We start from the raw sequence: 24,369 nt of genomic DNA on the forward strand, positions 1-24,369 counted from the left end.
ATGATACCTGATAAATGTATCAATGTCAAGACTGAGCAAGAAATTTGTTCAGTCTTTTTTTAAAACTCGGTGATGTTCTCCTAAAAAAATTATGAATTTAGGCGTTCTAAAAAATTCTACCGCATACGGATACTAGTTTTTACTTGACAAGTCCCACTTTAAATAATAGAATAGTAAAAAACCTTTAAAGCAGTCCAGAGAGGCAGCTAAGGTTAGACGGTGAAAGGGTGGATTCTACCCATTTTTCGTGGAACCTTGCTGTTGGCAGGTTCCTTTTTTGTAGTCTTTTTGACGGAAGCTGGGCTGATAAGAAAGATAAAAGGAGAAACGCATGCGTGAAAGTCGCCCAGTCATAGCTCTGGATTTTCCAAGTTTTGAAGAAGCCAAGGAGTTCTTAGCCCTATTTCCAGCAGAGGAAAAGCTCTATGTCAAAGTAGGAATGGAAATCTACTATGCTGTAGGACCTGAAGTTGTCCGTTATTTGAAGTCATTAGGACATAGTGTCTTTTTGGATCTCAAACTGCATGATATCCCCAATACAGTCAAATCAACCATGAAAATTTTATCGAACCTGGGAGTTGATATGACCAATGTGCAGGCAGCAGGTGGGGTTGAGATGATGCAAGCAGCGCGTGAAGGATTGGGAGACAAGGGGATTCTCATAGCTGTTACCCAATTAACCTCAACCTCGGAGGAACAAATGCAAGAATGTCAAAATATCCAAACCAGCCTCCAAGAGTCGGTTATCCACTATGCCCAGAAAACAGCTGAAGCTGGTCTAGATGGAGTCGTTTGCTCGGCCCAAGAAGCCAAGCTTATCAAACAAGCAACTCATGAAGACTTTATCTGTCTGACACCAGGGATTCGCCCAAGAGGGACAGAAGCAGGGGATCAGAAACGGGTAGTAACCCCAGGAGAAGCTTACCAGATTGGCAGTGACTACATCGTAGTTGGCCGTCCGATTACGCAAGCAACTGATCCAGTCGCAGCTTATCATGCTATCAAGGATGAGTGGAACCAAGACTGAAATTAAAGAAATAGATTATAAAAACAAAAGGAGTAGACCATGACACTTGCTAAAGATATTGCCAGCCATCTATTGAAAATTCAAGCCGTTTACCTCAAGCCAGAAGAACCCTTTACTTGGGCATCAGGTATCAAGTCACCGATTTATACGGACAACCGTGTGACACTTGCTTATCCAGATACTCGTAGCTTGATTGAAAATGGTTTTGTGGAAGCTATTAAGGCAGAATTCCCAGAAGTAGAAGTGATTGCAGGAACAGCGACTGCAGGTATTCCTCATGGTGCCATCATCGCTGACAAGATGAATCTGCCATTTGCCTATATCCGTAGCAAACCAAAAGACCATGGTGCTGGAAATCAAATCGAAGGCCGTGTAGCCCAAGGACAAAAGATGGTCGTTGTCGAAGATTTGATTTCAACTGGCGGTTCAGTTCTTGAAGCCGTAGCAGCTGCTAAACGTGAAGGAGCTGATGTTCTTGGAGTTGTGGCTATCTTCAGCTATCAATTGCCAAAAGCAGATAAGAACTTTGCGGATGCTGGTGTCAAACTAGTAACCCTTTCAAACTACAGCGAACTGATTCATCTAGCTCAAGAAGAAGGCTATATCACACCAGAAGGACTCGACCTCCTAAAACGCTTTAAAGAAGATCAAGAAAATTGGCAAAATGCTTAAGGTATATAAAAATCAGGTAGTCACTAGGATTACCTGATTTCTTTTTGTTATGTTTATTAGATGTTATACTCAATGAAAATCAAAGAGCAAACTAGGAAGCTAGCCGCAGGCTGTACTTGAGTACGGCAAGGTGAAGCTGACGTGGTTTGAATTTGATTTTCGAAGAGTATTAGTCAACTTTTCCGCCTTCAACAACCAGGTCATCTGCTTTAGCAGCGTCACCGTAAGTTGGGTGAAGTGTTTTTTCATAGGCCTTGTGGAAGAAGTTTTCTTTACCTAATTTTTCGATTTCTTGGTTGATGTAGTCGAGTAGTTCTTGGTTTCCTTTTTGGACTGCTGGCGCAATAGTATCTGGATCGCCTAGAGAAGAAATTCCTACCTCATATCCTTTATTTTCAAGCGCCCAAGCTAATACTTCAGTATTGTCAGTAGAGAAGGCATCTCCACGTCCGTCAAGAAGGGCTTGGTAAGCATCGCTGTATTGGTCATATTTTTGAAGTTTCACTTCTGGATGGTTCTTTTCGAAGTAGGTTTCAGCAGTAGTTCCCTTGGTCACAATCAAGGTTTTTCCTTCCAATTGTTTCACATCTGTGATGACCTTATCTTTAGGAGATACTACACCGAGTGAAACCTTCATGTAAGGAAGGGCAAAGTCAACTTGTTTTTTACGTTCGTCAGTAACTGTGAAGTTTGCAAGTGTAATATCAACCTTGTTTGAAATCAAGTATTCAGCACGGTTAGCAGCATCAACAGAAACGTATTTAACCTTCACACCAAGGTCTTGTGCTAATTGGTTACCTAGTTCGATATCGTAACCTTGGTAAGAACCATCGTTGTCAACATAACCAAATGGTTTTTTATCTCCAAATACCGCGATTCGAAGTTCGCCACTTTTCTTAATTTCATCAATAGTACGAGCTTTGGCAGTTGCCTTAGTAGATGAAGCATCAGAGCTTCCGCCTGAACTACAAGCTGTGACAAAGATAAGCGCAAATGCTAGAGCAAAAACAGTTAGAATTGGTTTTAGTAGTTTCATAATAATCTCCTTTAGTTATTATAAGTATGAGCCAAACTGGCTAAAGTCAAAGACGTTTAAAAATTCTTGTGCTCGTTTGGTTTGTGGATTTGTAAAGAATTCCTGAGCAGTTCCTTCTTCAGCAATTTTCCCTTGGTCAAGGAAGATAATGCGGTCCGCAATGGCTTGGGCAAACTGCATTTCATGGGTTACCAGAATCATGGTACGCCCTTCTTGAGCCAAGTCATTGATAAGTTCCAGAACCTCACGCACCATTTCTGGATCCAGTGAAGCCGTCACCTCGTCAAAAAGAATGATTTCTGGATGCATGAGAAGGGCACGAACGATGGCTACCCGTTGCTTTTGTCCACCAGATAATTGACGAGCGAAGCTATGTTGTTTATCTAGAAGTCCAACACGCTCTAGTAGTTGCAGAGCTTCTTCAGTGACTTCTTTTTTGTCTCTTCCTTGAGCCTTGATAGGGCCTAAGATAAGGTTTTGAAGGACATCTAAGTGAGGAAAGAGTTCATAACTTTGAAAGACCATGCCGATTTTTTGGCGAACCAAGTGAAAATCTTTTTTATTTTCAACGATGGACTGGCCATCCAGCAGGATATCTCCTCCTTGAATACTTTCTAAACCATTGAGGCAACGAAGTAGGGTACTTTTCCCACAACCAGACGGCCCTAGGATGACGACCACTTCCCCCTTTTTAACATCTAGGGAAAGTCCTTGGAGGATAGGATTGTCTCCGAAGGATTTTTTTAGTTCCTTGATTTCTAAAATAGTTTCAGACATTTAGTTCCTCCAATGTTTTTCTAAGTGAGTAGATAGTTTGGAAATAGGGAAGCAAACCGCGAAATACAAGACTAGGATGGTTCCATAAATCCAAAAGGAAGCGGTTGGGATAGTCAAACGATTGCTATCTATAATTTGTTGTCCAACTTTGGTAACTTCAACAACCCCAATCAAAACAACCAAGGAAGTCGTTTTAATCATCCGAGTGACAAGGTTGATGGCTTGTGGGAGCAATCTTCTTAAGACCTGAGGGATGATGATGTAGTAGTAGAGTTGAAATTTAGTTAAGCCAAGTGCTTGTCCACTCTCAAATTGATGTTTAGGCAGGGAAGTGATAGCTCCACGAACTAAGTCACCCATCTCAGCTGTTCCCCAGAGGGTGAAAACGATAATAGCAGAAGTCTCCCCAGAAATATTGATATTAAAGTTTCGAGCTAAACCAAAGTAAACGATGAAAAGGAGCACCAGCTGGGGCATGATCCGGATAAATTCTAGATAAAAACGAGTCAAGAAACGAATCACTCTAGAATGAGAAGTCATGATAATTCCCATCACCGTTCCGAAAATCATGGATAAGAGGACAGACAGGATAGAAATCCCAATTGTGACTCCCAATCCCTGTAAAATTCTCAGGAGATTATTTCCCTGAAAGAGTACTTGCATTCCCGAATCCTGCATGACGGAGTCTCCTTTCTATCCAGCTAAAGACTAGTGAAATTGGTAGAAGCATGATGAGGTAAGCAACCACCAACATAGCCAGCGCAATATCTGTCTCATAATAGAGTCCAATCAAATCCTTAGCAACGTACATAAGGTCAGCAAGGGCAACTGCTGAAAAGACAGAAGTTTCCTTGATCAGGAAAATAACATTGGCACTAAAGGATGGTAGAGCCACCGCAGTCGCTTGTGGAAGAACCACGTAGCGAAAGACCTGAAATGGTGTGAGGCCAATGGCTAAACCTATTTCATGCTGGGTTTGACTGACGGCTTCTAGCCCGCTTCGGAAGGATTCTGCCATGTAGGAACCACCTAAGAAGATGAGCCCGACTGTTGCACAGACTTCTGAAGAAAGAACAATCCCTATTCGAGGTAGACCAAAGTAGAGAAAGAAAAGTTGTATCAAAAGGGGTGTATTTCGTGACAATTCTATATAGGCTGTTGCCAACTGTGAGAAAACAGGAAGGCGGTAATGCCGGATGACGCTGACGATGAGCCCTAGCAAAAAAGAACCTAGAATTCCCCAAACTGCAATATGCAAGGTCAGAAAGAATGCCTTTTGATAGAGTGGTAGATATTGTTCAACAATGGACCAATCCAAAAGTAGAACCTCCCATCTAGGAAAATGATACAGTTATTGTAGCATTAAAAGAGAGCTTTGGATAATATGTATTTTTTATTGTGGCGATAAAAAATATTTATAGCGGCGATAAATTTTAAAAATGTGATTTCTTTGGTTGACAAATGTAGATTATAGGTGTATAGTAATAATTGTAATTGACGAATGTAGATTTTGGAGGGAATGACGATGCAGATTTCAGATGCAGAATGGCAGGTCATGAAGATTATCTGGATGCAGGGCGAGCAGACTAGTACGGATCTGATAAAAGTATTAGAAAAAAGATTCAGCTGGTCTAAGTCCACGATCCAGACACTTTTGGCACGTTTGGTGGAGAAAGAATGTTTGACTCGGGAAAAGCAGGGCAAGTCCTTTATCTATTCAGCTCTGTTGACGCAGGAAGATAGCAAGAAGTTACTTGTCCAAGATATCAAAGACAAGCTTTGTTCTCGCAGAATAAAGCTCTTACTAGCTGATTTGATTGAAGAATGTGACTTTACCCTAGCTGATTTGGAAGGTTTGGAAGAAGTGATTGCAAATAAAAAAGCAAGTGCTGTGGCAGAAGTAAGATGTAATTGTATGTAAAGGAGACGCTATGTTAAATCTATTTGTATCTATAATTGTTCTAGGAATGATCGCTTTTATCCTCTTTTGGTTTTTCCAAAAACCGCAAGAAGACGGAAAGAGAGCCCAACAAAAGAATGGCTATCAGGAAATTCGAGTGGAAGTCATGGGAGGCTATACTCCAGGAACCATTATCCTCAAAAAATCTCAACCTGCTCGCATTATTTTTGATCGAAAAGATCCGTCACCTTGCTTGGACCAAATTGTATTTCCAGACTTTGGTGTACATGCTGATCTGCCTATGGGAGACCAATATGTGGTTGAAATCACTCCTGAAGAAGCGGGAGAATATGGTTTCTCTTGTGGCATGAACATGATGCACGGTAAGATGATTGTAGAATAGGAGAAGGATATGACCGAAATTGTAAAGGCAAGTCTTGAAAATGGTGTTCAAAAAATCCGTATCAAAGCAGAAAAAGGCTATCATCCAGCCCATATTCAACTACAAAAAGGAATTCCTGCTGAGATTACCTTTCACCGTGTGACACCATCAAACTGCTATAAAGAAATTCTTTTCGAAGAAGAAGGGATTCTAGAACCAATCGCTCAAGATGAGGAAAAAGTCATTCGCTTTACTCCTCAAGACTTGGGTGAACATGAATTCTCATGTGGCATGAAAATGCAAAAGGGAACCTACACCGTTGTTGAAAAAACTAAAAAGTCTCTCAGTCTGTTGCAACGTTTTTGGATTACCAGCATTTTTACGCTACCATTAGTCCTTATCATGCTTGGTATGCTGACTGGCAGTATCAGTCACCCAGTTATGCACTGGGGTACCTTCTTGGCTACAACACCCATTATGCTGGTAGCTGGAGTTCCTTATATCAGAAGTGCTTGGGCTAGCTTTAAGAAACATAATGCTAACATGGATACCTTGGTAGCTCTTGGAACCTTAGTAGCCTACGTCTATAGTTTATTTGCTCTTTTTGCAGGCTTACCAGTATATTTTGAAAGTGCAGGTTTTATCCTCTTCTTCGTTCTTTTAGGCGCAGTATTTGAAGAACGCATGCGCAAAAATGCTTCGCAGGCAGTTGAAAAATTATTAGACTTACAAGCAAAAACAGCGGAAGTTTTGCGTGATGATGTTTATGTTCAAATTCCTCTAGAACAAGTCAAAGTTGGGGATCTCATTCGCGTTCGACCAGGTGAGAAAATTGCCGTTGATGGGACTGTAATAGAAGGTGAAACGAGTATTGATGAATCAATGGTGACTGGGGAAAGTATACCGGTCGATAAGTCAGTTGGTGATGCTGTTATTGGGTCAACCATCAATAACAGTGGTACGATCATTTTTAAAGCTGAAAAAGTTGGTTCTGAGACTATGTTGGCTCAGATTGTAGACTTTGTGAAGAAAGCCCAAACGAGTCGTGCTCCTATACAAGACTTGACAGACAAGATTTCTGGAATTTTCGTACCAGCAGTTGTCATTTTAGGCCTCCTTACTTTCTGGATCTGGTTTGTCTTGCTTGGTGAAAGCTTTGTGACTTCCCTTCTTTACGGAGTTGCTGTTTTGATTATTGCCTGCCCTTGTGCTCTGGGACTTGCGACACCGACAGCACTTATGGTAGGAACAGGACGAAGTGCTAAGATGGGGGTTCTCCTCAAAAACGGTACAGTTTTACAGGAAATCCAAAAAGTTCAAACGGTTGTTTTTGATAAAACTGGAACCTTGACAGAAGGAAAACCAGTAGTGACAGATGTTATCGGTGATGAAAGAGAAGTGTTAAGTTTGGCTGCCTCATTAGAAGATGCCTCTCAACACCCGCTAGCTCAAGCTGTTGTCAATCGTGCGTCTGAATTAGGAATCAGTCTTTATCCAGTAGAAAACTTCCAAGCCTTGCATGGGAAAGGTGTGACTGGGACTATTAATGGTAAACAAGTCTTGCTTGGGAATGCTAAACTATTAGCTGACCTTGATATTCCGAGTGACTATCAAGAACGATTTGATTTGCTTGAGAAAGAAGCGAAAACAGTTGTCTTCTTATCCGTTGATGGAGAGCTAAAAGGCTTACTTGCCTTGCAAGATGTTCCTAAGGGAAATGCTAAAGAAGCAATTGCTAAATTGAAAAAACGTGGTCTTAGAACGGTCATGCTTACCGGAGATAATGCTGGAGTAGCCCATGCTATTGCAGAGCAAATTGGAATAGAAGAAGTAATCGCAAATGTCTTGCCAGAAGAAAAGGCGCATGAAATTCACAAGCTTCAAAAGAATGGCAAATTGGCCTTTGTCGGAGATGGCATCAATGATGCGCCAGCCCTCAGTGTAGCTGATGTCGGAATTGCCATGGGCTCTGGAACAGATATTGCTATCGAATCAGCAGACCTTGTCCTTACAACCAACAATTTACTAGGATTGGCGCGTGCTTTTGATATGAGTAAGAAGACCTTTAATCGTATTCTACTCAATCTTTTCTGGGCCTTTATCTATAACCTTATCGGTATTCCAGTTGCAGCAGGAGTCTTTTCAGGACTCGGTTTGGTGCTCAATCCAGAACTTGCAGGATTAGCCATGGCCTTTAGTTCAGTCTCTGTTTTAATCAGCTCTCTTATGCTTAATTTTACTAAAGTCGATTAATACTCTTCGAAAATCAAATTCAAACCACGTCAGCTTCACCTTGCCGTACTCAAGTACAGCCTGCGGCTAGCTTCCTAGTTTGCTCTTTGATTTTCATTGAGTATAAAAAGGCGGTCTTAACCGCTTTTTTGCTATTCTAAAACAGATTTTCAAAACGTTTTCAATCTGTACTGTAATAGAGAATGAAGTTTTCTGAGCACATTCTTATGAAACTAAAAGTAAATGTGATAAATTAGGAGTGTAAATTTACTGAATCGTTTTCAAAAAACATATAAAAGCGCTTTTATTATTCATCAAATTAACTTTTAAGGAGAGTTATCATTATGACTCAAGGGAAAATTACTGCATCTGCAGCAATGCTTAACGTATTGAAAACATGGGGCGTAGACACAATCTACGGTATCCCATCAGGAACACTCAGCTCACTAATGGACGCTTTGGCTGAAGACAAAGATATCCGTTTCTTGCAAGTTCGCCACGAAGAAACAGGTGCTCTTGCAGCAGTTATGCAGGCTAAATTTGGCGGATCTATTGGTGTTGCAGTTGGTTCAGGTGGTCCAGGTGCGACTCACTTGATCAACGGTGTTTACGATGCAGCTATGGATAACACTCCATTCCTTGCTATCCTTGGATCACGTCCTGTTAATGAATTAAACATGGATGCTTTCCAAGAATTAAACCAAAACCCAATGTACAACGGTATCGCTGTTTACAACAAACGTGTAGCTTACGCAGAGCAATTACCAAAAGTTATCGACGAAGCTTGCCGTGCTGCCGTTTCTAAAAAAGGTCCAGCCGTTGTTGAAATTCCAGTAAACTTTGGTTTCCAAGAAATCGACGAAAACTCATACTACGGTTCAGGTTCATACGAACGTTCATTCATCGCTCCTGCTTTGAACGAAGTTGAAATTGACAAAGCAGTTGAAATCTTGAACAATGCTGAACGTCCAGTTATCTATGCTGGTTACGGTGGTGTTAAAGCAGGTGAAGTGATTACTGAATTGTCACGTAAAATCAAAGCACCAATCATCACAACTGGTAAAAACTTTGAAGCTTTCGAATGGAACTATGAAGGTTTGACAGGTTCTGCTTACCGTGTTGGTTGGAAACCAGCTAACGAAGTGGTCTTTGAAGCAGACACAGTTCTTTTCCTTGGTTCAAACTTCCCATTTGCTGAAGTTTACGAAGCATTCAAGAATACTGAAAAATTCATCCAAGTGGATATCGACCCTTACAAACTTGGTAAACGTCATGCCCTAGACGCTTCAATCCTTGGTGATGCAGGTCAAGCAGCGAAAGCAATCCTTGACAAAGTGAATCCAGTTGAATCTACTCCATGGTGGCGTGCAAACGTTAAGAATAACCAAAACTGGCGTGATTACATGAACAAACTCGAAGGTAAAACTGAAGGTGAATTGCAATTGTATCAAGTTTACAATGCAATCAACAAACATGCTGATCAAGACGCTATCTATTCAATCGACGTAGGTGACACTACTCAAACATCTACTCGTCACCTTCACATGACACCTAAGAACATGTGGCGTACATCTCCACTCTTCGCGACAATGGGTATTGCCCTTCCTGGTGGTATCGCTGCTAAGAAAGACAATCCAGATCGCCAAGTATGGAACATCATGGGTGACGGTGCATTCAACATGTGCTACCCAGACGTGATCACAAACGTTCAATACGACCTTCCAGTTATCAACGTTGTCTTCTCAAATGGTAAATATGCCTTCATCAAGGACAAATACGAAGACACAAACAAACACTTGTTTGGTTGTGACTTCCCTAATGCTGACTATGCGAAAATCGCTGAAGCTCAAGGAGCTATTGGATTTACAGTTGACCGTATCGAAGACATCGACGCAGTCGTTGCTGAAGCTGTTAAATTGAACAAAGAAGGTAAAACTGTTGTTATCGATGCTCACATCACTCCACATCGTCCACTTCCAGTAGAAGTACTTGAATTGGATCCAAAACTTCACTCAGAAGAAGCAATCAAAGCCTTCAAGGAAAAATACGAAGCAGAAGAACTCGTACCATTCCGTCTCTTCTTGGAAGAAGAAGGGTTGCAATCACGCGCAATCAAATAATTTCTCTTGTGGAAAATCAAAAGTAAACATTGTAAATTTTATGCTTTGATTTTCTTAGAGAGAAACTTAAAAGATCGGAGAAATCCGGTCTTTTTATGGAGGATAGTAAATGAATTTAAATCAATTAGATATTATCGTTTCAAATGTTCCCCAGATCTGTTCTGACTTGGAGCGTATCTTGGATAAGAAGGCAGACTATGTTGATGATGGTTTTGCTCAGTTCACGATTGGCAGTCACTGCCTCATGTTATCACAAAATCATTTGATACCTTTGGAAAATTTTCAGTCAGGAATCATTCTACACATTGAAGTTGAAGATTTGGAACAGAATCAAAAGCGTTTGAAAGAATTAGGGATTGAGATTTTACATGGGCCAGTTGTAACTGATTGGGGAACCGAATCCCTGCTAGTAAGTGGCCCTGCAGGTCTAGTGATTGATTTTTATCGTATGAAATAGGACGCTTAGTCATTTGAAGTTAACCATAATGATTCTTAAAAAAGAATGTGCGCTATGAACTATTGAAAGATCGGATTAATCCGGTCTTTTTCTTGTCTTTTCTGTTAAATTTGTTAAAATAGCTTCATAACAATGTTCTAAGGAGAAAAATATGCCAACAACTTTCTTTCTATTAATTGGCTTAATGATGTTAGGTTTTGCTGCCTTCACCTATTTTATGTTTTCCTATTTTATATTTAGTGATTATAGCAATGCCAAGAGATGTACCGAAAGAACGGAAGGAGTTATTATCCGATATTCCTATGCTCTTTATAATGGGATTAGTCTCCCAGTTGTTGAATACACTGTTGATGGAAACCAATACAAGGTCGTAGGGCCTAAATTTCTATCTGCTATTTCAAATACAATCAGTACTCCCTTAGGTTCAATCGTATCTGATGTAAAAACGGATAATTTTGAAAATGGTGAAATTCCACAAGTTTTAAGATACAAAGTTAAGGGGAATAGTTTTTTGTCTTTTACAAAATCTCCTCTTAAGGAACGCTTTCCAATTGGTGGAAAAGTTGCTGTTTATTATGATCCTAAAAAACCAAAATATTCCTATGTAGAAAGACCACTAAGACCTGGGCGATATGCATGGTTGGCAAAATGTTTTATCTATCTTAATGTTTTTATTATGGTTGCTCTAGCTTTCTTTATCATGTTCATTCTTCCAAATCTTATGAAATAAAGCAGTTTTGTATACAAACTTCAACTACCCTATTTGGCTTCTATGTTCATCGTAGAAGCTTTTTTGTAAAGAAAATGCTTTTCTTAAAACATTTTTGGGGGCTATTTCAGCTTTATTTAAATGTTTGATAGTATAATAGTAGTACTAAATCATGTGAGGTAAAGTGATGACAGAAATACTACAATTTCCAGAGGGTTTCCTCTGGGGTGGTGCTACGGCAGCTAATCAATGTGAGGGTGCTTATAATATAGACGGTCGTGGGTTGGCGAATGTTGATGTTGTTCCAATCGGAAAGGACCGTGAAGCCATAATCACAGGTCAGAAAAAGATGTTCTCGTTTGAGGAAGGCTATTTTTACCCAGCAAAAGAAGCCATTGATATGTACCATCATTACAAGGAAGATATTGCCCTTTTTGCGGAAATGGGCTTTAAGACTTATCGACTTTCTATTGCTTGGACAAGAATATTCCCCAAAGGAGATGAAGCAGAGCCAAATGAAGCTGGTCTAGCCTTTTATGAAGACTTGTTGAAGAATTATACTGTTGACTTTGTTTCCTTCTCTTACTATGCAAGTCGAGTGGCCTCAGGTGATCCAGAAGTTAAAGAATTAACAGCTGGAAATGTTTTTGCCTCTCTCAAAAATCCCTATCTAGAATCCTCAGAATGGGGATGGCAGATTGACCCACTTGGGCTTCGAATCACCCTCAATGCCATCTGGGATCGTTACCAAAAGCCCATGTTCATCGTAGAGAATGGCCTCGGTGCTATTGATACACCGGATGAGAATGGTTATGTAGCAGATGACTATAGGATTGCTTATCTAGAGGCCCACATCAAGGCTATGCGAGATGCTATTTTCCAAGACGGGGTTGACTTGCTTGGTTATACGACTTGGGGTTGTATTGATTTGGTGTCAGCTGGAACAGGCGAAATGAACAAACGCTATGGATTTATCTATGTGGATCGTGATAATGCTGGTCATGGAAGTCTCAAACGTAGCAAGAAGAAGTCCTTCTACTGGTACAAGGAGGTCATTGCCAGTAATGGTGCAAGCATTGAGTAGAACACATTTATTCACTATTTTTATAAAATCTTCTCCCTACTTTATAAGATATGAAAAAGAGTTCAACTAGAACTCTTTTTTTGCTATAATGAAGGGAGAAAAATCAGACAGGAGATCAACATGTCAGAACCGTTATTTTTAAATTCTGTAATGCAAGAAAAAATCTGGGGTGGTACTAAACTACGTGATGAGTTTGGCTACGACATTCCAAATGAAAAGATTGGTGAGTATTGGGCCATCTCAGCTCATCCAAATGGAGTGTCTAAGGTAGCTAATGGCCGCTATCAAGGAACAGACCTCGCTACTTTGTATGCAGAACACCGTGAGTTGTTTGGCAACCGTCCAGAACCTGTATTTCCGCTCTTGACCAAAATCCTTGATGCCAATGACTGGCTCAGTGTTCAAGTTCACCCAGATGATGCTTATGGACTAGAGCATGAGGGCGAACTCGGAAAAACAGAATGTTGGTACATTATTGCTGCAGATGAGGGTTCAGAAATTATTTACGGCCATAACGCTAAGTCAAAAGAAGAACTCCGCCAGCAAATCGAAGATAAAAACTGGGATGCCTTGTTAACAAAAGTTCCTGTAAAAGCTGGAGATTTCTTCTATGTTCCAAGTGGAACCATGCATGCTATTGGAGCAGGTATCTTGATCCTTGAAACGCAACAGTCTAGTGATACAACCTACCGTGTCTATGACTTTGACCGTAAGGATGATAATGGTAACTTGCGCGAGCTTCATCTTGAAAAATCCATTGATGTTTTAAATATTGGTGAGCCTGCTAACAGCCGTCCTGTAACTGTTAAAGCAGATGATTTGCGTTCAACTCTTCTTGTATCAAATGATTTCTTCGCAGTTTACAAGTGGGAAATTACTGGAAAAGTTGACTTTGAAAAAACAGCTGATTACAGCTTGTTGAGTGTCTTGGCTGGTCAAGGGAAACTGACTGTGGACAGTAAAGATTATCCAATTCAAAAAGGTAGCCACTTTATCTTACCAAGTGATGTTGAAACTTGGACACTTGAAGGACAAGATTTGGAATTGATTGTTAGCCATCCGTAAAAAGAAAGGACCTGAGTTCATTACTCAAGTCCTTTTTATAGTTACATAAACTGGGCGATAAAGACCACGATGATAATGATTGGGATGATAAAACGAAGAAGGAAGAGCCAGACTTGGAAAAGTCCTTGTTTCCACGGTGTTTCATCAAGATGGAGTTCCTCCATAGCCAATGCTTTTTTGAAAATATATCCTGTAAAGAGAGACAAGCAGAGGGCACCAAAGGGCATGAGGAGATTAGAAACCAAGAAGTCCATGGCATCAAAGAAGGTCTTTCCAAAGATTTGAACGTCTGCCATGACTCCGTAGGATAGGGCTGAGGGGATACCAAATACAAAAGTTAAAACACCTAAAATCATACTCCACTTAGTACGTCTACAATTGTCTTGGTTGGTGATGTTGCCTACATTGATTTCCAGCATTACGACAGAAGAAGTGACTGTCGCAAAGAGGAAAAGCAATAGGAAAAGGATGTAGAAAATACTTCCAAAAGGCATCTTGTCAAAGAGTTGAGGCAAGACAATAAAGAGGAGACTTGGACCACCTTCAGACTGGATGTTAAAGGCTGACATAGCTGGGAAAATAGCTAATCCTGCCATGATGGATACAGAGATGTTCATGGCAACGATGGACATACCTGATTGGACCAGATTGGTTTTCTTATCCAAGTAAGAAGCATAGGTCAACATGGCTGTAACCCCGAGGGATAATGCAAAGAAAGATTGTCCCAGAGCATAGAGGAGTCCAGCACTTGTCAGTTTTAAAAAGTCAGGTTTGAGGAAGTAAACTACACCTTCCATGGCATTTGGCAAGCTGAGAGAGCGCCCAATGATAATGACAAAGATGATAAAGAGCAGGGGCATCATAACTTTCGATGCTCTTTCAATCCCTTTTTGAACTCCCTTAGATACGATAAAGATGTTGAGGAAGATGAAGAGGGATTGGGAACCAAGAGCAATCCATGGATTTGAAATAATGTCTGTGAAGAGCTGGGCATAATCACTGCTAATCCCAACTTGGAAGGCTTTAGCAATAGCGATACCTAGATAGACTAAAACCCATCCTCCAATAACACTGTAAAAGGATAAGAGGATGAAAAGGGCAAAGGCACCGATCCAACCGATAAAATTGTAGTTCTTGTTATCGCCCAATTTTCCAAAGGTTTTGATTGCTGACACGCCAGCGCTCCGACCGAGGGCAAATTCAGCGAGCAAAAGTGGGAAACCAATTAAAATCGTTGAGATGAGAAAGACCAGTAAAAATCCTCCTCCACCATTGGCTGCAGTCATGTATGGAAACTTCCAAACAGCTCCAAGACCAATAGCAGAACCAGCAGACGCAAGGATGAAGCCCAGTTTCGAGCCCCATTGCGATTTTTCAGACATAGTAAAACTCCGATCTATTTTTAAAATAAGAAAAGGCTACTTGAGTTGTCAAATAGCCTTCTCTCAATGACTCTTTATGAGCTTTTTATTTGATTGATAGACTTGATTATCCTATCATGATTTTTGAAGTCTGTCAAGAAAATCAATTTTACGTTTTCATAATTCTTAAAAAATACTTGACTCTCCCCAAAGGGGAGGGTATATACTAATTATGTGAGGAGGAAATCATGTACCATATCAAAGAAGCTGCGCAGCTTTCAGGCGTTTCTATCAAAACACTTTACCATTATGATAAGATAGGACTTTTGGTCCCATTAAAGTCAGAAAATGGTTATCGAATCTACAGCCAAGAGGATTTAGAACGACTTCAGGTTATCCTTTATTACAAGTATCTAGGCTTTTCTTTAGAAAAAATAGCAGAGCTATTGAAGGAAGAAAAGACGGACTTGTTACCACATTTGACGAGACAGTTGGATTACCTGACTCGAGAAAGACAACATCTGGATACCTTAATTTCAACCTTACAAAAAACCATTCAAGAACAAAAAGGAGAGAGAAAAATGACCATTGAGGAAAAATTCACTGGATTTAGCTATCAAGACAATCAAAAATACCACCAAGAGGCAGTAGAGAAATATGGCCAAGAAGTCATGGACCAGGCTCTCGAGCGTCAAAAAGGACGAGAGGATGAAGCTACAACAACCTTTAATCAAATCTTTCAAACCTTGGCTCAAAATCTAAAATCTGGTCTGCCGATAACAGCATCTGAAAACCAAGAGGAAGCAGTCAAGCTCTTGCAAGCCATTCGTACCTATGGATTTGACTGCTCTATGGAAGTCTTCGGTCATATCGGAAAAGGCTATGTCTATAATCCAGAGTTTAAGGAAAATATTGACAAATTTGGCCCAGGGACAGCTCAGTACACATCAGATGTTATTGCCCACTATGTAAGCACACAAACTCGATAAAAATCAAAGACCAAGCTAGGACTGACAAAGCCAGTAACAGAAATTTATACTCTTTGAAAATCTCTTCAAACTACGTCAGCTTCACCTTGCCATACTCAAGTAAAGCCTGCGGCTAGCTTTCTAGTTTGCTCTTTGATTTTCATTGAGTATTAGTAGGAGGACACAGACCTAGCTTGAAGATTAGACAAGCTAAAAATCGGCGGAGAGACCTCTGCCGATTTACTGTTATTTGAGTTGGTAAGACCAATCTTCCCCATCCTTATAGTAAAAGAACTCACTGAGGTCTTCTTCCAAAAAAACACGAAGCATATCAGACATATCCTCAGTAGCTAGTTTAAGATGAGATAGATTTTCAAAATCCTCCCACCAGACTTTTCCTTCGTCTGAAGATTGGAGCTCACCAGTAAAGTGTTCAGTTTTGTAAAAGAGGACAACATAGCGATAATCTGCATCATCATACCAGTCTTTGATCCCACAGAGTTGGGGTTTAGAAATGGTCAGACCAGTTTCTTCTTTCACTTCACGAATGACAGCATCGACAAAGGATTCGCCACGTTCAACATGGCCACCAGGAAAGGTAATGCCAGGCCAGTCAGGACTAACTCGGTCTTGAACTAGGACCTTGTCCCCATTTTTAATCAAGCACATGTTGACAAATTCGACTGATTCTCTTCTGTTCATCTTATTTTTCCTATTTTGTTAGTAATTTTTCTACCACGTTTAACTTTCGCATGGTCAGATCAACGCCGAACAGCTTTTCGAGATAGTTGGTATTAAGCTTTTTTCGTTTTGCAGTTCTAGGGAGATAGAGGTAAAGACAATGGTTGCCGATACAAATTTCTTCTTCCCCATAGTCAATATTCAATTTTTCTAATGGTAGACTTTGGATAGCATTCTGGAAAAGAATTATATGTATACGGTCATAAAGATAGTGTTCTCCAAACGGATTTTCTTGGACAATTTTTGTAAAATCACTCTTATTTTTAATGACCATTTTCAAGTCGGCTCCGATTTTTTCTTTTATTAGAGTATGGACTTGTTCTCGTATTTCTTCTATGGCTAAGTCGCTTTCAAGAATAATATTTCCACTTTGAATATAAGTTCGAACGTGTTGAAAACCAGCCTCTGTTAAGATATCTACCAGATAAGACATTTTAGGGATAGCATTTTGTCCATTCGGTGTAACACCTCTCAGTAAAATAATATGTTCCAAAATAGCTCCTTTCTTATCCAATATCTTTAGATACTATATCATTTATAGTTCTAGTTTGAGCCTGCCACCCAGCCGGTGCAGAGGGCGGAAGTGATGTTAAATCCCCCCGTATGGGCATTGATATCTAGTACCTCACCAGCAAAGTGGAGTCCAGGTACTAGCTTACTTTCCAGCGTTTTAGGATTGATTTCCTTGAGACTGACGCCACCTTTGGTGACAAAGGACTTGGCAAGGGACATTTTTCCAGTCACAGGGATTTTAAGTGCCTTGATGGACTGGACAAGTTGGTCGCGTTCTCTTTCAGTTAGTTGTTTGACTTTTTCAGGATATCCTTGGACAAAAAATTCTGCCAAGCGTTCAGGGAGTAAAGTTTTTAAGGCATTTTTCAAGGACTTTTCACGGTTCTCTTCTAAAAAGTCAACTAAGTCACCTTCTGAAAGTTGTGGCAAGACATCTAGAGAGAGAATTTCCCCACCCTTGACAAAGCTAGACATGCGTAGTGCAGCAGGACCTGACAAACCAAAGTGGGTAAAGAGCAGGTCATGGGTGATGACGTGCTTGCCATAGCTTAGGGTTACATCGTCTAGGGAAATTCCCTGCAAGGCCTTATGCGGGAAATCAGTCAACAATGGACTTTCAGCAGCTTCGAGTTCGGTAATAGTGTGTTTGAAATGTCGGGCGATTTCATGACCAAAACCAGTAGAGCCAGTAGAAGGATAGGATTTTCCACCTGTTGTGACAATGAGTTTATCACAAGTGAAGGTTTGATCTGTAGACTTAAGGACAAACTGGTCGTCAATCTTTTTAACAGAAACAATCTCTGTTTGAGTGGCAACTTGCCCACCTAGCTCCATGATTTTCTTTTCCAAAGCTTCGATAATGGTTCGAGATTTGTCGCTGGCTGGAAAGACGCGACCATGGTCTTCGACCTTGAGTTTTACGCCATTTTCAGTAAAAAAGTTGATGATATCATGGTTATCAAACTGGGAAAAGACACTGTATAGAAAGCGACCATTCCCAGGGATGCCAGCTAATAGGTCATCTAGAGTTCCATTGTTGGTCACGTTACAGCGACCACCACCAGTACCAGCTAATTTTTTTCCGAGTTTTCGATTTTTTTCGATGAGAAGGGTTTTCTGCCCATAAAAGCTACTTGAAATCGTAGCCATCATACCAGCAGGGCCTCCCCCGATTACAATAGTGTCAAAATGTTTCATAAAAGTATTGTACCATAAAAAAACAAGAGATGATAAGTCATCTCCTGTTTGATTTATTAGTCAATTTCATATCCCATGAGGAGTCCACCTTCTTCTGCATAAAAACTGCAGAGTCCAGAGGTTGGGATAATCTTGATTTCAGCTTGTGGGAATTTTTCACGCAAGAGTTCTGAGAGTTGTTGGCAGAATTTATCATTACTGCGGTGAGCCATGACGATACGTCCACCAGCATAGCCAGCTTTGATTAACTCTTCATAGGCAGCTTGAAGAGATTTTTTAGCACCACGAGCCTTTTGGAGGAGTTCCAAGGTTCCAGTTTCACTTGCTTCCCCAACCATACGAATATTGAGGAGCCCAACAACTGTACCGATCAGTTTACTCAAGCGACCATTCTTAACCAGATTATCAACCTTAGCGAGAACGAACAATAACTTAGTTTTTTCTTGGTAAGCAGTAATAGCATTAACCACTTCTTCAAAAGAAAGTCCTTGGTCAATCAAATCATTGATTTTCTCAACGATTAGATCAACTTCCCCACCAGCAGACAAGCTGTCGATAACATGAATCTGAGTATCAGGATGTTCTTCGAGATAGAGATTCTTAGCTAATTGAGCGCTGTTTTGACTACCAGAAAGAGTTCCGGTAATGGTCACTACAAAAATATGTTTTGCCCCTTCAAATGCTCGCAAGTAATCATCAGGGCTAGGACAAGCTGATTTTGAAGCTTCAGAAGTTGCATACATGGTTTCCATCATTTTGTCAATATCAAGACTAGCATCGTCAATAAAGACTTGATCAGCCACTTGAATGGTTAAGGGAACACTGATGAATTCAGTATCAATTGCTGGATTTGCCAGTTGACGATAATCACAACCAGAGTCAGCTACAATCTTCCAAGTCATAGAAATTCTCCATCTTTATCACTTATACATTGACAAAGGTTCTGTCTTTTTTTACAATTATATCATGAAAAATCTTAAAACAAAAGTCTCGTCACTCTGTTGTCACAAGTAGAAAGGAAGTGTTATGGCCGAACGAAGAATTTCTGAAAATTCGCTTGAAAATCTCAGAAAATCCAATCAAGAATCCAATTTGCTGACCAGAGAAGCTATCGAAACAGCTCTCTTGCAACTTTTGGAGAAAAAGGAATTGACAAAGATTAGCATTTCCGAATTAGTAAAAAGAGCTGGGGTCTCCCGTGCAGCCTTTTATCGAAACTATGACTCCAAAGAAGAGATTTTAGAAAGCGTCTTTAAACGCAGTGTCCATAATATCATGGAGCAGCTCAGTCATTATGATGTCAAAACAGATCTCTATCTGGTTTGGGTTCATCTCTTTCGTGAAGCCAGAAAAGAAGCCAAGGTTATTCAGCTTGCCTTGGACTACCACTTGGAAAAAATCTTTGTGCAAGCCATGCAAGAGTTTTTAGAAAAATACTATGGAAAATCAAAAGGAGTCAGCTCTTACCTGCATTCTTTTTGGAGTTCTGCCATCGTATCAGTTTTGCTTAAATGGATCAAGGATGGAATGAAGGTTCCTGCTGAAAAAATCGCAGATTTACGCCTACCATTTTTCAAAAAATAGATCAGGAGGAGAGAAGTTATGACAGAAAAAAGACTGGCTTGGGATGAGTATTTTGCTGCTCAAGCCCTATTGATTGCCAATCGTTCAACCTGTAAACGCGCCAAGGTAGGAGCTGTTTTAGTCAAGGATAATAAGGTTATTTCAACAGGTTATAATGGCTCTGTATCAGGAACGGAGCATTGTATTGACCATGACTGTTTGGTGATTGAGGGCCACTGTGTCCGCACTCTTCATGCTGAGGTTAATGCTATTTTACAAGGAGCAGAACGTGGCGTTCCAAAAGGATTTACAGCTTACGTTACTCATTTTCCTTGTCTCAACTGCACCAAGCAATTGCTTCAGGTAGGATGTGAGCGTGTCGTTTATATTAACCAGTACCGTATGGACGACTACGCCCAGTATCTCTATCGTGAAAAAGGGACCGAGTTGACCCATTTACCACTTGAGACAGTACAAGCAGCTCTTCAAGAAGCTAACTTGATTTAAAAATTAAAAAAAAAGATGGTTTAGAAGGATTTTTAAACCATTTTTTGATATAATAAGAAGAATAAATTGAAAGAAGGAATTCAGAAAATGGGAAAACTTGAAGTCATTAATCATCCACTCATTCAACACAAATTGTCAATCTTGCGTCGTACAGACACTTCTACAAAAGCTTTTCGTGAGTTAGTAGATGAAATTGCTATGTTGATGGGATATGAAGTACTTCGTGATCTTCCGCTTGAAGACGTTGAAATCGAAACACCTATCACAAAAACAGTTCAAAAACAATTGGCTGGTAAAAAATTGGCAATTGTTCCAATCTTGCGTGCAGGTATCGGGATGGTCGATGGGCTATTGAGCTTGGTTCCAGCAGCCAAAGTTGGACATATTGGTATGTACCGTGACGAAGAAACTCTTCAACCAGTAGAATACTTGGTTAAATTGCCTGAAGATATCGACCAACGTCAAATTTTTGTGGTTGACCCTATGCTTGCAACAGGTGGTTCAGCAATCTTGGCTGTTGATTCCCTCAAAAAACGTGGAGCATCAAACATCAAATTTGTCTGCCTTGTATCCGCTCCAGAAGGTGTAAAAGCTCTTCAAGAAGCTCACCCAGATGTAGAAATCTTTACAGCAGCTTTGGATGAACGTTTGAACGAACATGGCTATATCGTTCCAGGTCTTGGTGATGCTGGAGACCGCTTGTTCGGTACTAAATAAGATTTTAAGCATAAACTAAAACTGTTCATTGGTTTTAGTCTCGAAAGGAGGTTGAATTTTTGTGTCTGTCTTTAGAATAGAGCAAAAATTTGACCTTTTTTGACCAAAAAGATATAATAGATCTGTATTGAGTCAATCGACTAAGAAATTTAGAAATCAGAAGGAGAATTGAATGATTCCTGTAGTTATTGAACAAACAAGTCGTGGAGAACGTTCATATGACATTTACTCACGTCTTCTAAAAGATCGTATCATCATGTTGACTGGACCAGTCGAAGACAATATGGCAAACTCAGTTATCGCCCAATTGCTTTTCTTGGATGCCCAAGATAGTACAAAAGATATTTACCTTTATGTGAATACTCCAGGTGGTTCTGTATCAGCTGGTTTGGCAATCGTTGATACTATGAACTTTATCAAGGCAGATGTCCAAACCATCGTTATGGGGATGGCTGCTTCAATGGGAACAATTATTGCCTCAAGTGGAGCAAAGGGCAAACGTTTCATGCTTCCAAATGCAGAATACATGATTCACCAACCGATGGGTGGTACAGGTGGTGGTACACAGCAAACAGATATGGCGATTGCTGCTGAACACTTGCTTAAAACTCGTAAGACTTTGGAGCAAATTCTTGCAGATAATTCTGGTAAATCAGTTGAGCAAATCCATGCAGATGCTGAACGTGATTACTGGATGAGCGCTCAAGAAACACTTGAATATGGTTTCATTGATGAAATCATGGCTAATAATTCTTTGAATTAATCTTTTGAAGCAAACTCGACTGAGTTTGCTTTTTTTGATATAATAGTAAGAAGATTGTTAGAAGGAAGTTGTAATATGTTTCAAAAAGAGAATCGGTCTGGTCTGATTATCTACCTATACTATAATCGTGATGCAAAAAAACTCGATAATTATGGTGATATTTGTTACCACTCTAAAAAACACCGTTATCTGCAACTGTATGTCCCAACAGAAGAAGTGGAAGAAGTGGTTAGCCGTTTAGGAAAAGAGAGATTTATCAAAAAAGTGCGACGATGTCATATCCAAGAATTGGAAACTCCCTTTGTTGGTAGTCTCTATAGAAATAGCGAAAACGTTATCATGTAAAAATTAAGATAAATGTGTTGACAATTTTCTGATAATTCGGTATATTCTTAACATGTAACTTAAATTAAGAAATTAAAAGGAGATAAACATGAAGAAAAAATTTGCCTTATCACTTGTAGCTCTTGCAAGTGTAGCTGTTTTAGCAGCTTGTGGAGAAGTGAAGTCAGGAGCTTCAAACTCAACTGGTAACCCAGTAGATGAGAAAGTCGTTAAAATCGGTTTCAACTTTGAAGAAACTGGTGCTGTAGCATCTTACGGTACATCTGAGCAAAAGGGTGCTCAACTTGCAGTTGATGAAATCAACGCAGCAGGTGGTATCGATGGAAAACAGATCGAAGTAGTAGATAAAGATAACAAGTCTGAAACTGCTGAAGCTGCTTCAGTTTCAACAAACCTTGTTACTCAATCTAAAGTAGCAGCTATCGTAGGACCTGCAACTTCAGGTGCGACTGCAGCAGCTGTAGCAAATGCTACACAAGCTGGAGTTCCATTGATTTCTCCAAGTGCTACTCAAGATGGTTTGACAAAAGGTCAAGATTTCCTTTTCATCGGAACATTCCAAGATAGCTTCCAAGGGAAAATCATTTCTAACTATGTTACAAACAAGTTGAACGCTAAGAAAGTTGTCTTGTATACAGATAACTCAAGCGACTACGCTAAAGGAATTGCAAAATCATTCCGTGATTCATTCTCAGGTGAAATCGTAGCAGATGAAACGTTTGTATCAGGTGACACTGACTTCCAAGCAGCTTTGACAAAAATCAAAGATAAAGACTTTGATGCAATCGTATTGCCAGGTTACTACACAGAAGCTGGTAAGATTGTAAACCAAGCTCGTGGTATGGGAATTGATAAACCAATCATTGGTGGTGATGGATTTAACGGTGCAGAATTTGTTCAACAAGCAACAGCTGAACGCGCATCAAATATTTACTTCATCTCAGGATTCTCAACTACAGTAGAGGTTTCAGATAAAGCAAAAGCCTTCCTTGAAGCTTACCGTGCAAAATACAACGAAGATCCTTCAACATTTGCAGCTCTTGCTTATGACTCAGTTTACCTTGTAGCTAATGCAGCAAAAGGTGCAAAAACTTCAGTTGATATCAAGAACAATCTTGCTAAAACACAAAACTTTGAAGGTGTTACAGGTCAAACAAGCTTTGATGCAGATCACAACACTGTGAAAACAGCCTTCATGATGACCATGAATAATGGTAAAGTAGAAGCGGCAGAAGTCGTAAAACCATAGTTATAGATACAGGAAATGGGGAATGAGCTTTTACTCACTCCCTGTTTCGGTGTTTATGAAAGGATTATTTTTTATAAAAATCCTAAAAAATAAAACTTAGAAAGAGTGAACCATATGCTTCAACAACTTGTCAATGGTCTAATCTTAGGGAGTGTTTATGCGCTGCTAGCCCTAGGTTATACTATGGTTTATGGAATTATCAAGCTCATTAACTTTGCCCACGGTGATATTTATATGATGGGTGCTTTCATGGGTTATTTCTTGATTAATTCCTTGCAATTAAATTTCTTTGTAGCCTTGATCTTATCGATGATTGGAACGGCAATTCTCGGTGTTATCATTGAGTTCCTAGCTTATCGTCCATTACGTCATTCAACTCGTATCTCTGTATTGATTACAGCCATCGGGGTTTCCTTCTTACTGGAGTATGGGATGGTCTATCTGGTAGGCGCCAATACACGTGCCTTTCCTCAAGCAATCCAAACAGTTCGTTATGACTTGGGACCAATCAGTCTAACAAATATTCAATTGTTGATTTTGACTGTCTCACTTGTTTTGATGGTTCTTCTACAACTCATCGTACAAAAAACCAAGATGGGGAAAGCCATGCGTGCCGTTTCTGTAGATAGTGATGCTGCTCAGCTGATGGGGATTAACGTGAACCGTACAATCAGTTTCACCTTTGCATTGGGTTCAGCTCTAGCTGGTGCAGCGGGTGTTTTGATTGCACTTTACTATAACTCTCTTGAACCATTGATGGGAATGACTCCAGGTATTAAATCATTTGTGGCTGCCGTTCTTGGTGGTATCGGAATCATCCCTGGTGCAGCTCTGGGTGGCTTTGTTATTGGTCTTTTGGAGACATTTGCTACCGCCTTCGGAATGTCAGATTTCCGTGATGCCATCGTGTATGGAATCTTGCTCTTAATCTTGATTGTTCGTCCAGCTGGTATCCTCGGTAAGAATGTGAAAGAGAAGGTGTAA

27 protein-coding genes are annotated in these 24,369 nt (G+C 40.1%); 18 read left to right on the plus strand and 9 right to left on the minus strand.

The window, feature by feature from the left end:
* Positions 1–331 precede the first annotated feature (331 nt).
* Positions 332–1,027, plus strand: coding sequence for an orotidine-5'-phosphate decarboxylase (gene pyrF / locus QM460_RS07660; RefSeq protein WP_045763221.1), 696 nt, complete (start codon positions 332–334; stop codon positions 1,025–1,027).
* A 39-nt stretch (positions 1,028–1,066) separates the two neighbouring features.
* A complete protein-coding gene (gene pyrE / locus QM460_RS07665; RefSeq protein ID WP_045763222.1) occupies positions 1,067–1,699 on the plus strand; it encodes an orotate phosphoribosyltransferase in 633 nt (210 codons plus the stop codon).
* Positions 1,700–1,868: 169 nt separating this feature from the next.
* On the opposite strand, the gene QM460_RS07670 is transcribed toward pyrE, so the two are convergent.
* From QM460_RS07670 to QM460_RS07685, 4 genes are read right to left on the minus strand one after another with little or no spacing between them, the layout of a single operon-like run.
* The gene (locus QM460_RS07670) at positions 1,869–2,735 is read right to left on the minus strand and encodes a cysteine ABC transporter substrate-binding protein (RefSeq protein ID WP_414289712.1); all 867 of its coding nucleotides are present in this window, start codon (positions 2,733–2,735) and stop codon (positions 1,869–1,871) included.
* A gap of 18 nt (positions 2,736–2,753) precedes the next feature.
* Entirely contained in the window at positions 2,754–3,512 is a 759-nt protein-coding gene (locus tag QM460_RS07675) for an amino acid ABC transporter ATP-binding protein (RefSeq protein ID WP_060956040.1), read from the minus strand.
* Positions 3,513–4,190, minus strand: coding sequence for an amino acid ABC transporter permease (locus QM460_RS07680; protein ID WP_045763229.1), 678 nt, complete (start codon positions 4,188–4,190; stop codon positions 3,513–3,515).
* Positions 4,150–4,830, minus strand: coding sequence for an amino acid ABC transporter permease (locus tag QM460_RS07685; RefSeq protein ID WP_000384100.1), 681 nt, complete (start codon positions 4,828–4,830; stop codon positions 4,150–4,152). Before QM460_RS07685 ends, QM460_RS07680 begins: the two co-directional genes overlap by 41 nt.
* A 207-nt stretch (positions 4,831–5,037) precedes the next feature.
* Here QM460_RS07685 and QM460_RS07690 point away from each other — a divergent pair, with 207 nt between their 5' ends.
* The 8 genes from QM460_RS07690 (at position 5,038) to manA (ending at position 13,461) form a co-directional block, all read left to right on the plus strand.
* A complete protein-coding gene (locus QM460_RS07690; RefSeq protein ID WP_414289713.1) occupies positions 5,038–5,433 on the plus strand; it encodes a CopY/TcrY family copper transport repressor in 396 nt (131 codons plus the stop codon).
* A gap of 10 nt (positions 5,434–5,443) precedes the next feature.
* Complete coding sequence (locus QM460_RS07695; RefSeq protein ID WP_414289714.1) at positions 5,444–5,815, plus strand: cupredoxin domain-containing protein; 372 nt, start codon at positions 5,444–5,446, stop codon at positions 5,813–5,815.
* 9 nt (positions 5,816–5,824) lie between these two features.
* Complete coding sequence (locus QM460_RS07700) at positions 5,825–8,047, plus strand: heavy metal translocating P-type ATPase (RefSeq protein WP_414289715.1); 2,223 nt, start codon at positions 5,825–5,827, stop codon at positions 8,045–8,047.
* Between the two features lie 323 nt (positions 8,048–8,370).
* Positions 8,371–10,146, plus strand: coding sequence for a pyruvate oxidase (gene spxB / locus QM460_RS07705; protein ID WP_084975676.1), 1,776 nt, complete (start codon positions 8,371–8,373; stop codon positions 10,144–10,146).
* Between the two features lie 109 nt (positions 10,147–10,255).
* Positions 10,256–10,603: a VOC family protein gene (locus QM460_RS07710; protein WP_045763233.1), complete on the plus strand. Its 348-nt coding sequence runs from the start codon at positions 10,256–10,258 to the stop codon at positions 10,601–10,603.
* Between the two features lie 151 nt (positions 10,604–10,754).
* Positions 10,755–11,333: a DUF3592 domain-containing protein gene (locus tag QM460_RS07715; protein WP_414289716.1), complete on the plus strand. Its 579-nt coding sequence runs from the start codon at positions 10,755–10,757 to the stop codon at positions 11,331–11,333.
* A gap of 166 nt (positions 11,334–11,499) precedes the next feature.
* Positions 11,500–12,396, plus strand: a complete 897-nt coding sequence (locus QM460_RS07720) for a family 1 glycosylhydrolase (protein ID WP_414289717.1) — start codon at positions 11,500–11,502, stop codon at positions 12,394–12,396.
* Positions 12,397–12,516: 120 nt separating this feature from the next.
* On the plus strand, positions 12,517–13,461 hold the full coding sequence (gene manA / locus QM460_RS07725) for a mannose-6-phosphate isomerase, class I (protein ID WP_414289718.1): 945 nt from the start codon (positions 12,517–12,519) through the stop codon (positions 13,459–13,461).
* Between the two features lie 41 nt (positions 13,462–13,502).
* Here the strand turns inward: manA and QM460_RS07730 are convergent, their stop codons facing one another.
* A complete protein-coding gene (locus QM460_RS07730) occupies positions 13,503–14,843 on the minus strand; it encodes a sodium-dependent transporter (RefSeq protein ID WP_414289719.1) in 1,341 nt (446 codons plus the stop codon).
* 227 nt (positions 14,844–15,070) lie between these two features.
* Here QM460_RS07730 and QM460_RS07735 point away from each other — a divergent pair, with 227 nt between their 5' ends.
* Positions 15,071–15,811: a MerR family transcriptional regulator gene (locus QM460_RS07735; RefSeq protein ID WP_000274759.1), complete on the plus strand. Its 741-nt coding sequence runs from the start codon at positions 15,071–15,073 to the stop codon at positions 15,809–15,811.
* 225 nt (positions 15,812–16,036) lie between these two features.
* Here the strand turns inward: QM460_RS07735 and QM460_RS07740 are convergent, their stop codons facing one another.
* From QM460_RS07740 to QM460_RS07755, 4 genes are read right to left on the minus strand one after another with little or no spacing between them, the layout of a single operon-like run.
* Positions 16,037–16,492, minus strand: coding sequence for an 8-oxo-dGTP diphosphatase (locus tag QM460_RS07740; RefSeq protein WP_001081772.1), 456 nt, complete (start codon positions 16,490–16,492; stop codon positions 16,037–16,039).
* A 10-nt stretch (positions 16,493–16,502) separates the two neighbouring features.
* Positions 16,503–17,024: a DUF1697 domain-containing protein gene (locus tag QM460_RS07745; protein ID WP_000400057.1), complete on the minus strand. Its 522-nt coding sequence runs from the start codon at positions 17,022–17,024 to the stop codon at positions 16,503–16,505.
* Between the two features lie 50 nt (positions 17,025–17,074).
* Positions 17,075–18,241: an NAD(P)/FAD-dependent oxidoreductase gene (locus QM460_RS07750; protein ID WP_414289720.1), complete on the minus strand. Its 1,167-nt coding sequence runs from the start codon at positions 18,239–18,241 to the stop codon at positions 17,075–17,077.
* A 56-nt stretch (positions 18,242–18,297) separates the two neighbouring features.
* Positions 18,298–19,143 carry a DegV family protein gene (locus QM460_RS07755; RefSeq protein WP_049530669.1) on the minus strand — a complete coding sequence of 282 codons (846 nt, stop codon included), beginning with the start codon at positions 19,141–19,143 and terminating at the stop codon, positions 18,298–18,300.
* A 124-nt stretch (positions 19,144–19,267) separates the two neighbouring features.
* Here QM460_RS07755 and QM460_RS07760 point away from each other — a divergent pair, with 124 nt between their 5' ends.
* The 7 genes from QM460_RS07760 (at position 19,268) to QM460_RS07790 (ending at position 24,369) form a co-directional block, all read left to right on the plus strand.
* Complete coding sequence (locus QM460_RS07760; protein WP_414289721.1) at positions 19,268–19,825, plus strand: TetR/AcrR family transcriptional regulator; 558 nt, start codon at positions 19,268–19,270, stop codon at positions 19,823–19,825.
* A gap of 18 nt (positions 19,826–19,843) precedes the next feature.
* A complete protein-coding gene (locus QM460_RS07765; protein ID WP_000136981.1) occupies positions 19,844–20,311 on the plus strand; it encodes a deoxycytidylate deaminase in 468 nt (155 codons plus the stop codon).
* An 87-nt stretch (positions 20,312–20,398) separates the two neighbouring features.
* Entirely contained in the window at positions 20,399–21,028 is a 630-nt protein-coding gene (upp, locus tag QM460_RS07770) for a uracil phosphoribosyltransferase (protein WP_000517029.1), read from the plus strand.
* A gap of 172 nt (positions 21,029–21,200) precedes the next feature.
* Positions 21,201–21,791 carry an ATP-dependent Clp protease proteolytic subunit ClpP gene (clpP, locus tag QM460_RS07775; protein ID WP_000613459.1) on the plus strand — a complete coding sequence of 197 codons (591 nt, stop codon included), beginning with the start codon at positions 21,201–21,203 and terminating at the stop codon, positions 21,789–21,791.
* Between the two features lie 75 nt (positions 21,792–21,866).
* On the plus strand, positions 21,867–22,136 hold the full coding sequence (locus QM460_RS07780; RefSeq protein WP_414289722.1) for a YlbG family protein: 270 nt from the start codon (positions 21,867–21,869) through the stop codon (positions 22,134–22,136).
* Between the two features lie 88 nt (positions 22,137–22,224).
* Entirely contained in the window at positions 22,225–23,385 is a 1,161-nt protein-coding gene (locus tag QM460_RS07785; RefSeq protein WP_049503118.1) for an ABC transporter substrate-binding protein, read from the plus strand.
* Positions 23,386–23,499: 114 nt separating this feature from the next.
* Positions 23,500–24,369: a branched-chain amino acid ABC transporter permease gene (locus QM460_RS07790; protein WP_000941435.1), complete on the plus strand. Its 870-nt coding sequence runs from the start codon at positions 23,500–23,502 to the stop codon at positions 24,367–24,369.

This window comes from Streptococcus infantis, assembly GCF_047464415.1.
In the GTDB taxonomy this organism is placed as follows: Bacteria; Bacillota; Bacilli; order Lactobacillales; family Streptococcaceae; genus Streptococcus; species Streptococcus infantis_AE.

Bases quoted from the DNA above. Each gene is read 5' to 3' on its own strand.
- QM460_RS07680 (WP_045763229.1), bottom strand. From the start codon at position 4,190: ATGCAGGATTCGGGAATGCAAGTACTCTTTCAGGGAAATAATCTCCTG.
- QM460_RS07790 (WP_000941435.1), top strand. From the start codon at position 23,500: ATGCTTCAACAACTTGTCAATGGTCTAATCTTAGGGAGTGTTTATGCG.
- QM460_RS07720 (WP_414289717.1), top strand. From the start codon at position 11,500: ATGACAGAAATACTACAATTTCCAGAGGGTTTCCTCTGGGGTGGTGCT.
- QM460_RS07765 (WP_000136981.1), top strand. From the start codon at position 19,844: ATGACAGAAAAAAGACTGGCTTGGGATGAGTATTTTGCTGCTCAAGCC.
- pyrE (WP_045763222.1), top strand. From the start codon at position 1,067: ATGACACTTGCTAAAGATATTGCCAGCCATCTATTGAAAATTCAAGCC.
- QM460_RS07785 (WP_049503118.1), top strand. From the start codon at position 22,225: ATGAAGAAAAAATTTGCCTTATCACTTGTAGCTCTTGCAAGTGTAGCT.
- QM460_RS07730 (WP_414289719.1), bottom strand. From the start codon at position 14,843: ATGTCTGAAAAATCGCAATGGGGCTCGAAACTGGGCTTCATCCTTGCG.
- QM460_RS07750 (WP_414289720.1), bottom strand. From the start codon at position 18,241: ATGAAACATTTTGACACTATTGTAATCGGGGGAGGCCCTGCTGGTATG.
- QM460_RS07760 (WP_414289721.1), top strand. From the start codon at position 19,268: ATGGCCGAACGAAGAATTTCTGAAAATTCGCTTGAAAATCTCAGAAAA.
- QM460_RS07690 (WP_414289713.1), top strand. From the start codon at position 5,038: ATGCAGATTTCAGATGCAGAATGGCAGGTCATGAAGATTATCTGGATG.
- QM460_RS07780 (WP_414289722.1), top strand. From the start codon at position 21,867: ATGTTTCAAAAAGAGAATCGGTCTGGTCTGATTATCTACCTATACTAT.
- QM460_RS07710 (WP_045763233.1), top strand. From the start codon at position 10,256: ATGAATTTAAATCAATTAGATATTATCGTTTCAAATGTTCCCCAGATC.
- QM460_RS07675 (WP_060956040.1), bottom strand. From the start codon at position 3,512: ATGTCTGAAACTATTTTAGAAATCAAGGAACTAAAAAAATCCTTCGGA.
- QM460_RS07740 (WP_001081772.1), bottom strand. From the start codon at position 16,492: ATGAACAGAAGAGAATCAGTCGAATTTGTCAACATGTGCTTGATTAAA.
- clpP (WP_000613459.1), top strand. From the start codon at position 21,201: ATGATTCCTGTAGTTATTGAACAAACAAGTCGTGGAGAACGTTCATAT.
- spxB (WP_084975676.1), top strand. From the start codon at position 8,371: ATGACTCAAGGGAAAATTACTGCATCTGCAGCAATGCTTAACGTATTG.
- QM460_RS07715 (WP_414289716.1), top strand. From the start codon at position 10,755: ATGCCAACAACTTTCTTTCTATTAATTGGCTTAATGATGTTAGGTTTT.
- QM460_RS07700 (WP_414289715.1), top strand. From the start codon at position 5,825: ATGACCGAAATTGTAAAGGCAAGTCTTGAAAATGGTGTTCAAAAAATC.
- QM460_RS07735 (WP_000274759.1), top strand. From the start codon at position 15,071: ATGTACCATATCAAAGAAGCTGCGCAGCTTTCAGGCGTTTCTATCAAA.
- upp (WP_000517029.1), top strand. From the start codon at position 20,399: ATGGGAAAACTTGAAGTCATTAATCATCCACTCATTCAACACAAATTG.
- QM460_RS07670 (WP_414289712.1), bottom strand. From the start codon at position 2,735: ATGAAACTACTAAAACCAATTCTAACTGTTTTTGCTCTAGCATTTGCG.
- pyrF (WP_045763221.1), top strand. From the start codon at position 332: ATGCGTGAAAGTCGCCCAGTCATAGCTCTGGATTTTCCAAGTTTTGAA.
- manA (WP_414289718.1), top strand. From the start codon at position 12,517: ATGTCAGAACCGTTATTTTTAAATTCTGTAATGCAAGAAAAAATCTGG.
- QM460_RS07695 (WP_414289714.1), top strand. From the start codon at position 5,444: ATGTTAAATCTATTTGTATCTATAATTGTTCTAGGAATGATCGCTTTT.
- QM460_RS07755 (WP_049530669.1), bottom strand. From the start codon at position 19,143: ATGACTTGGAAGATTGTAGCTGACTCTGGTTGTGATTATCGTCAACTG.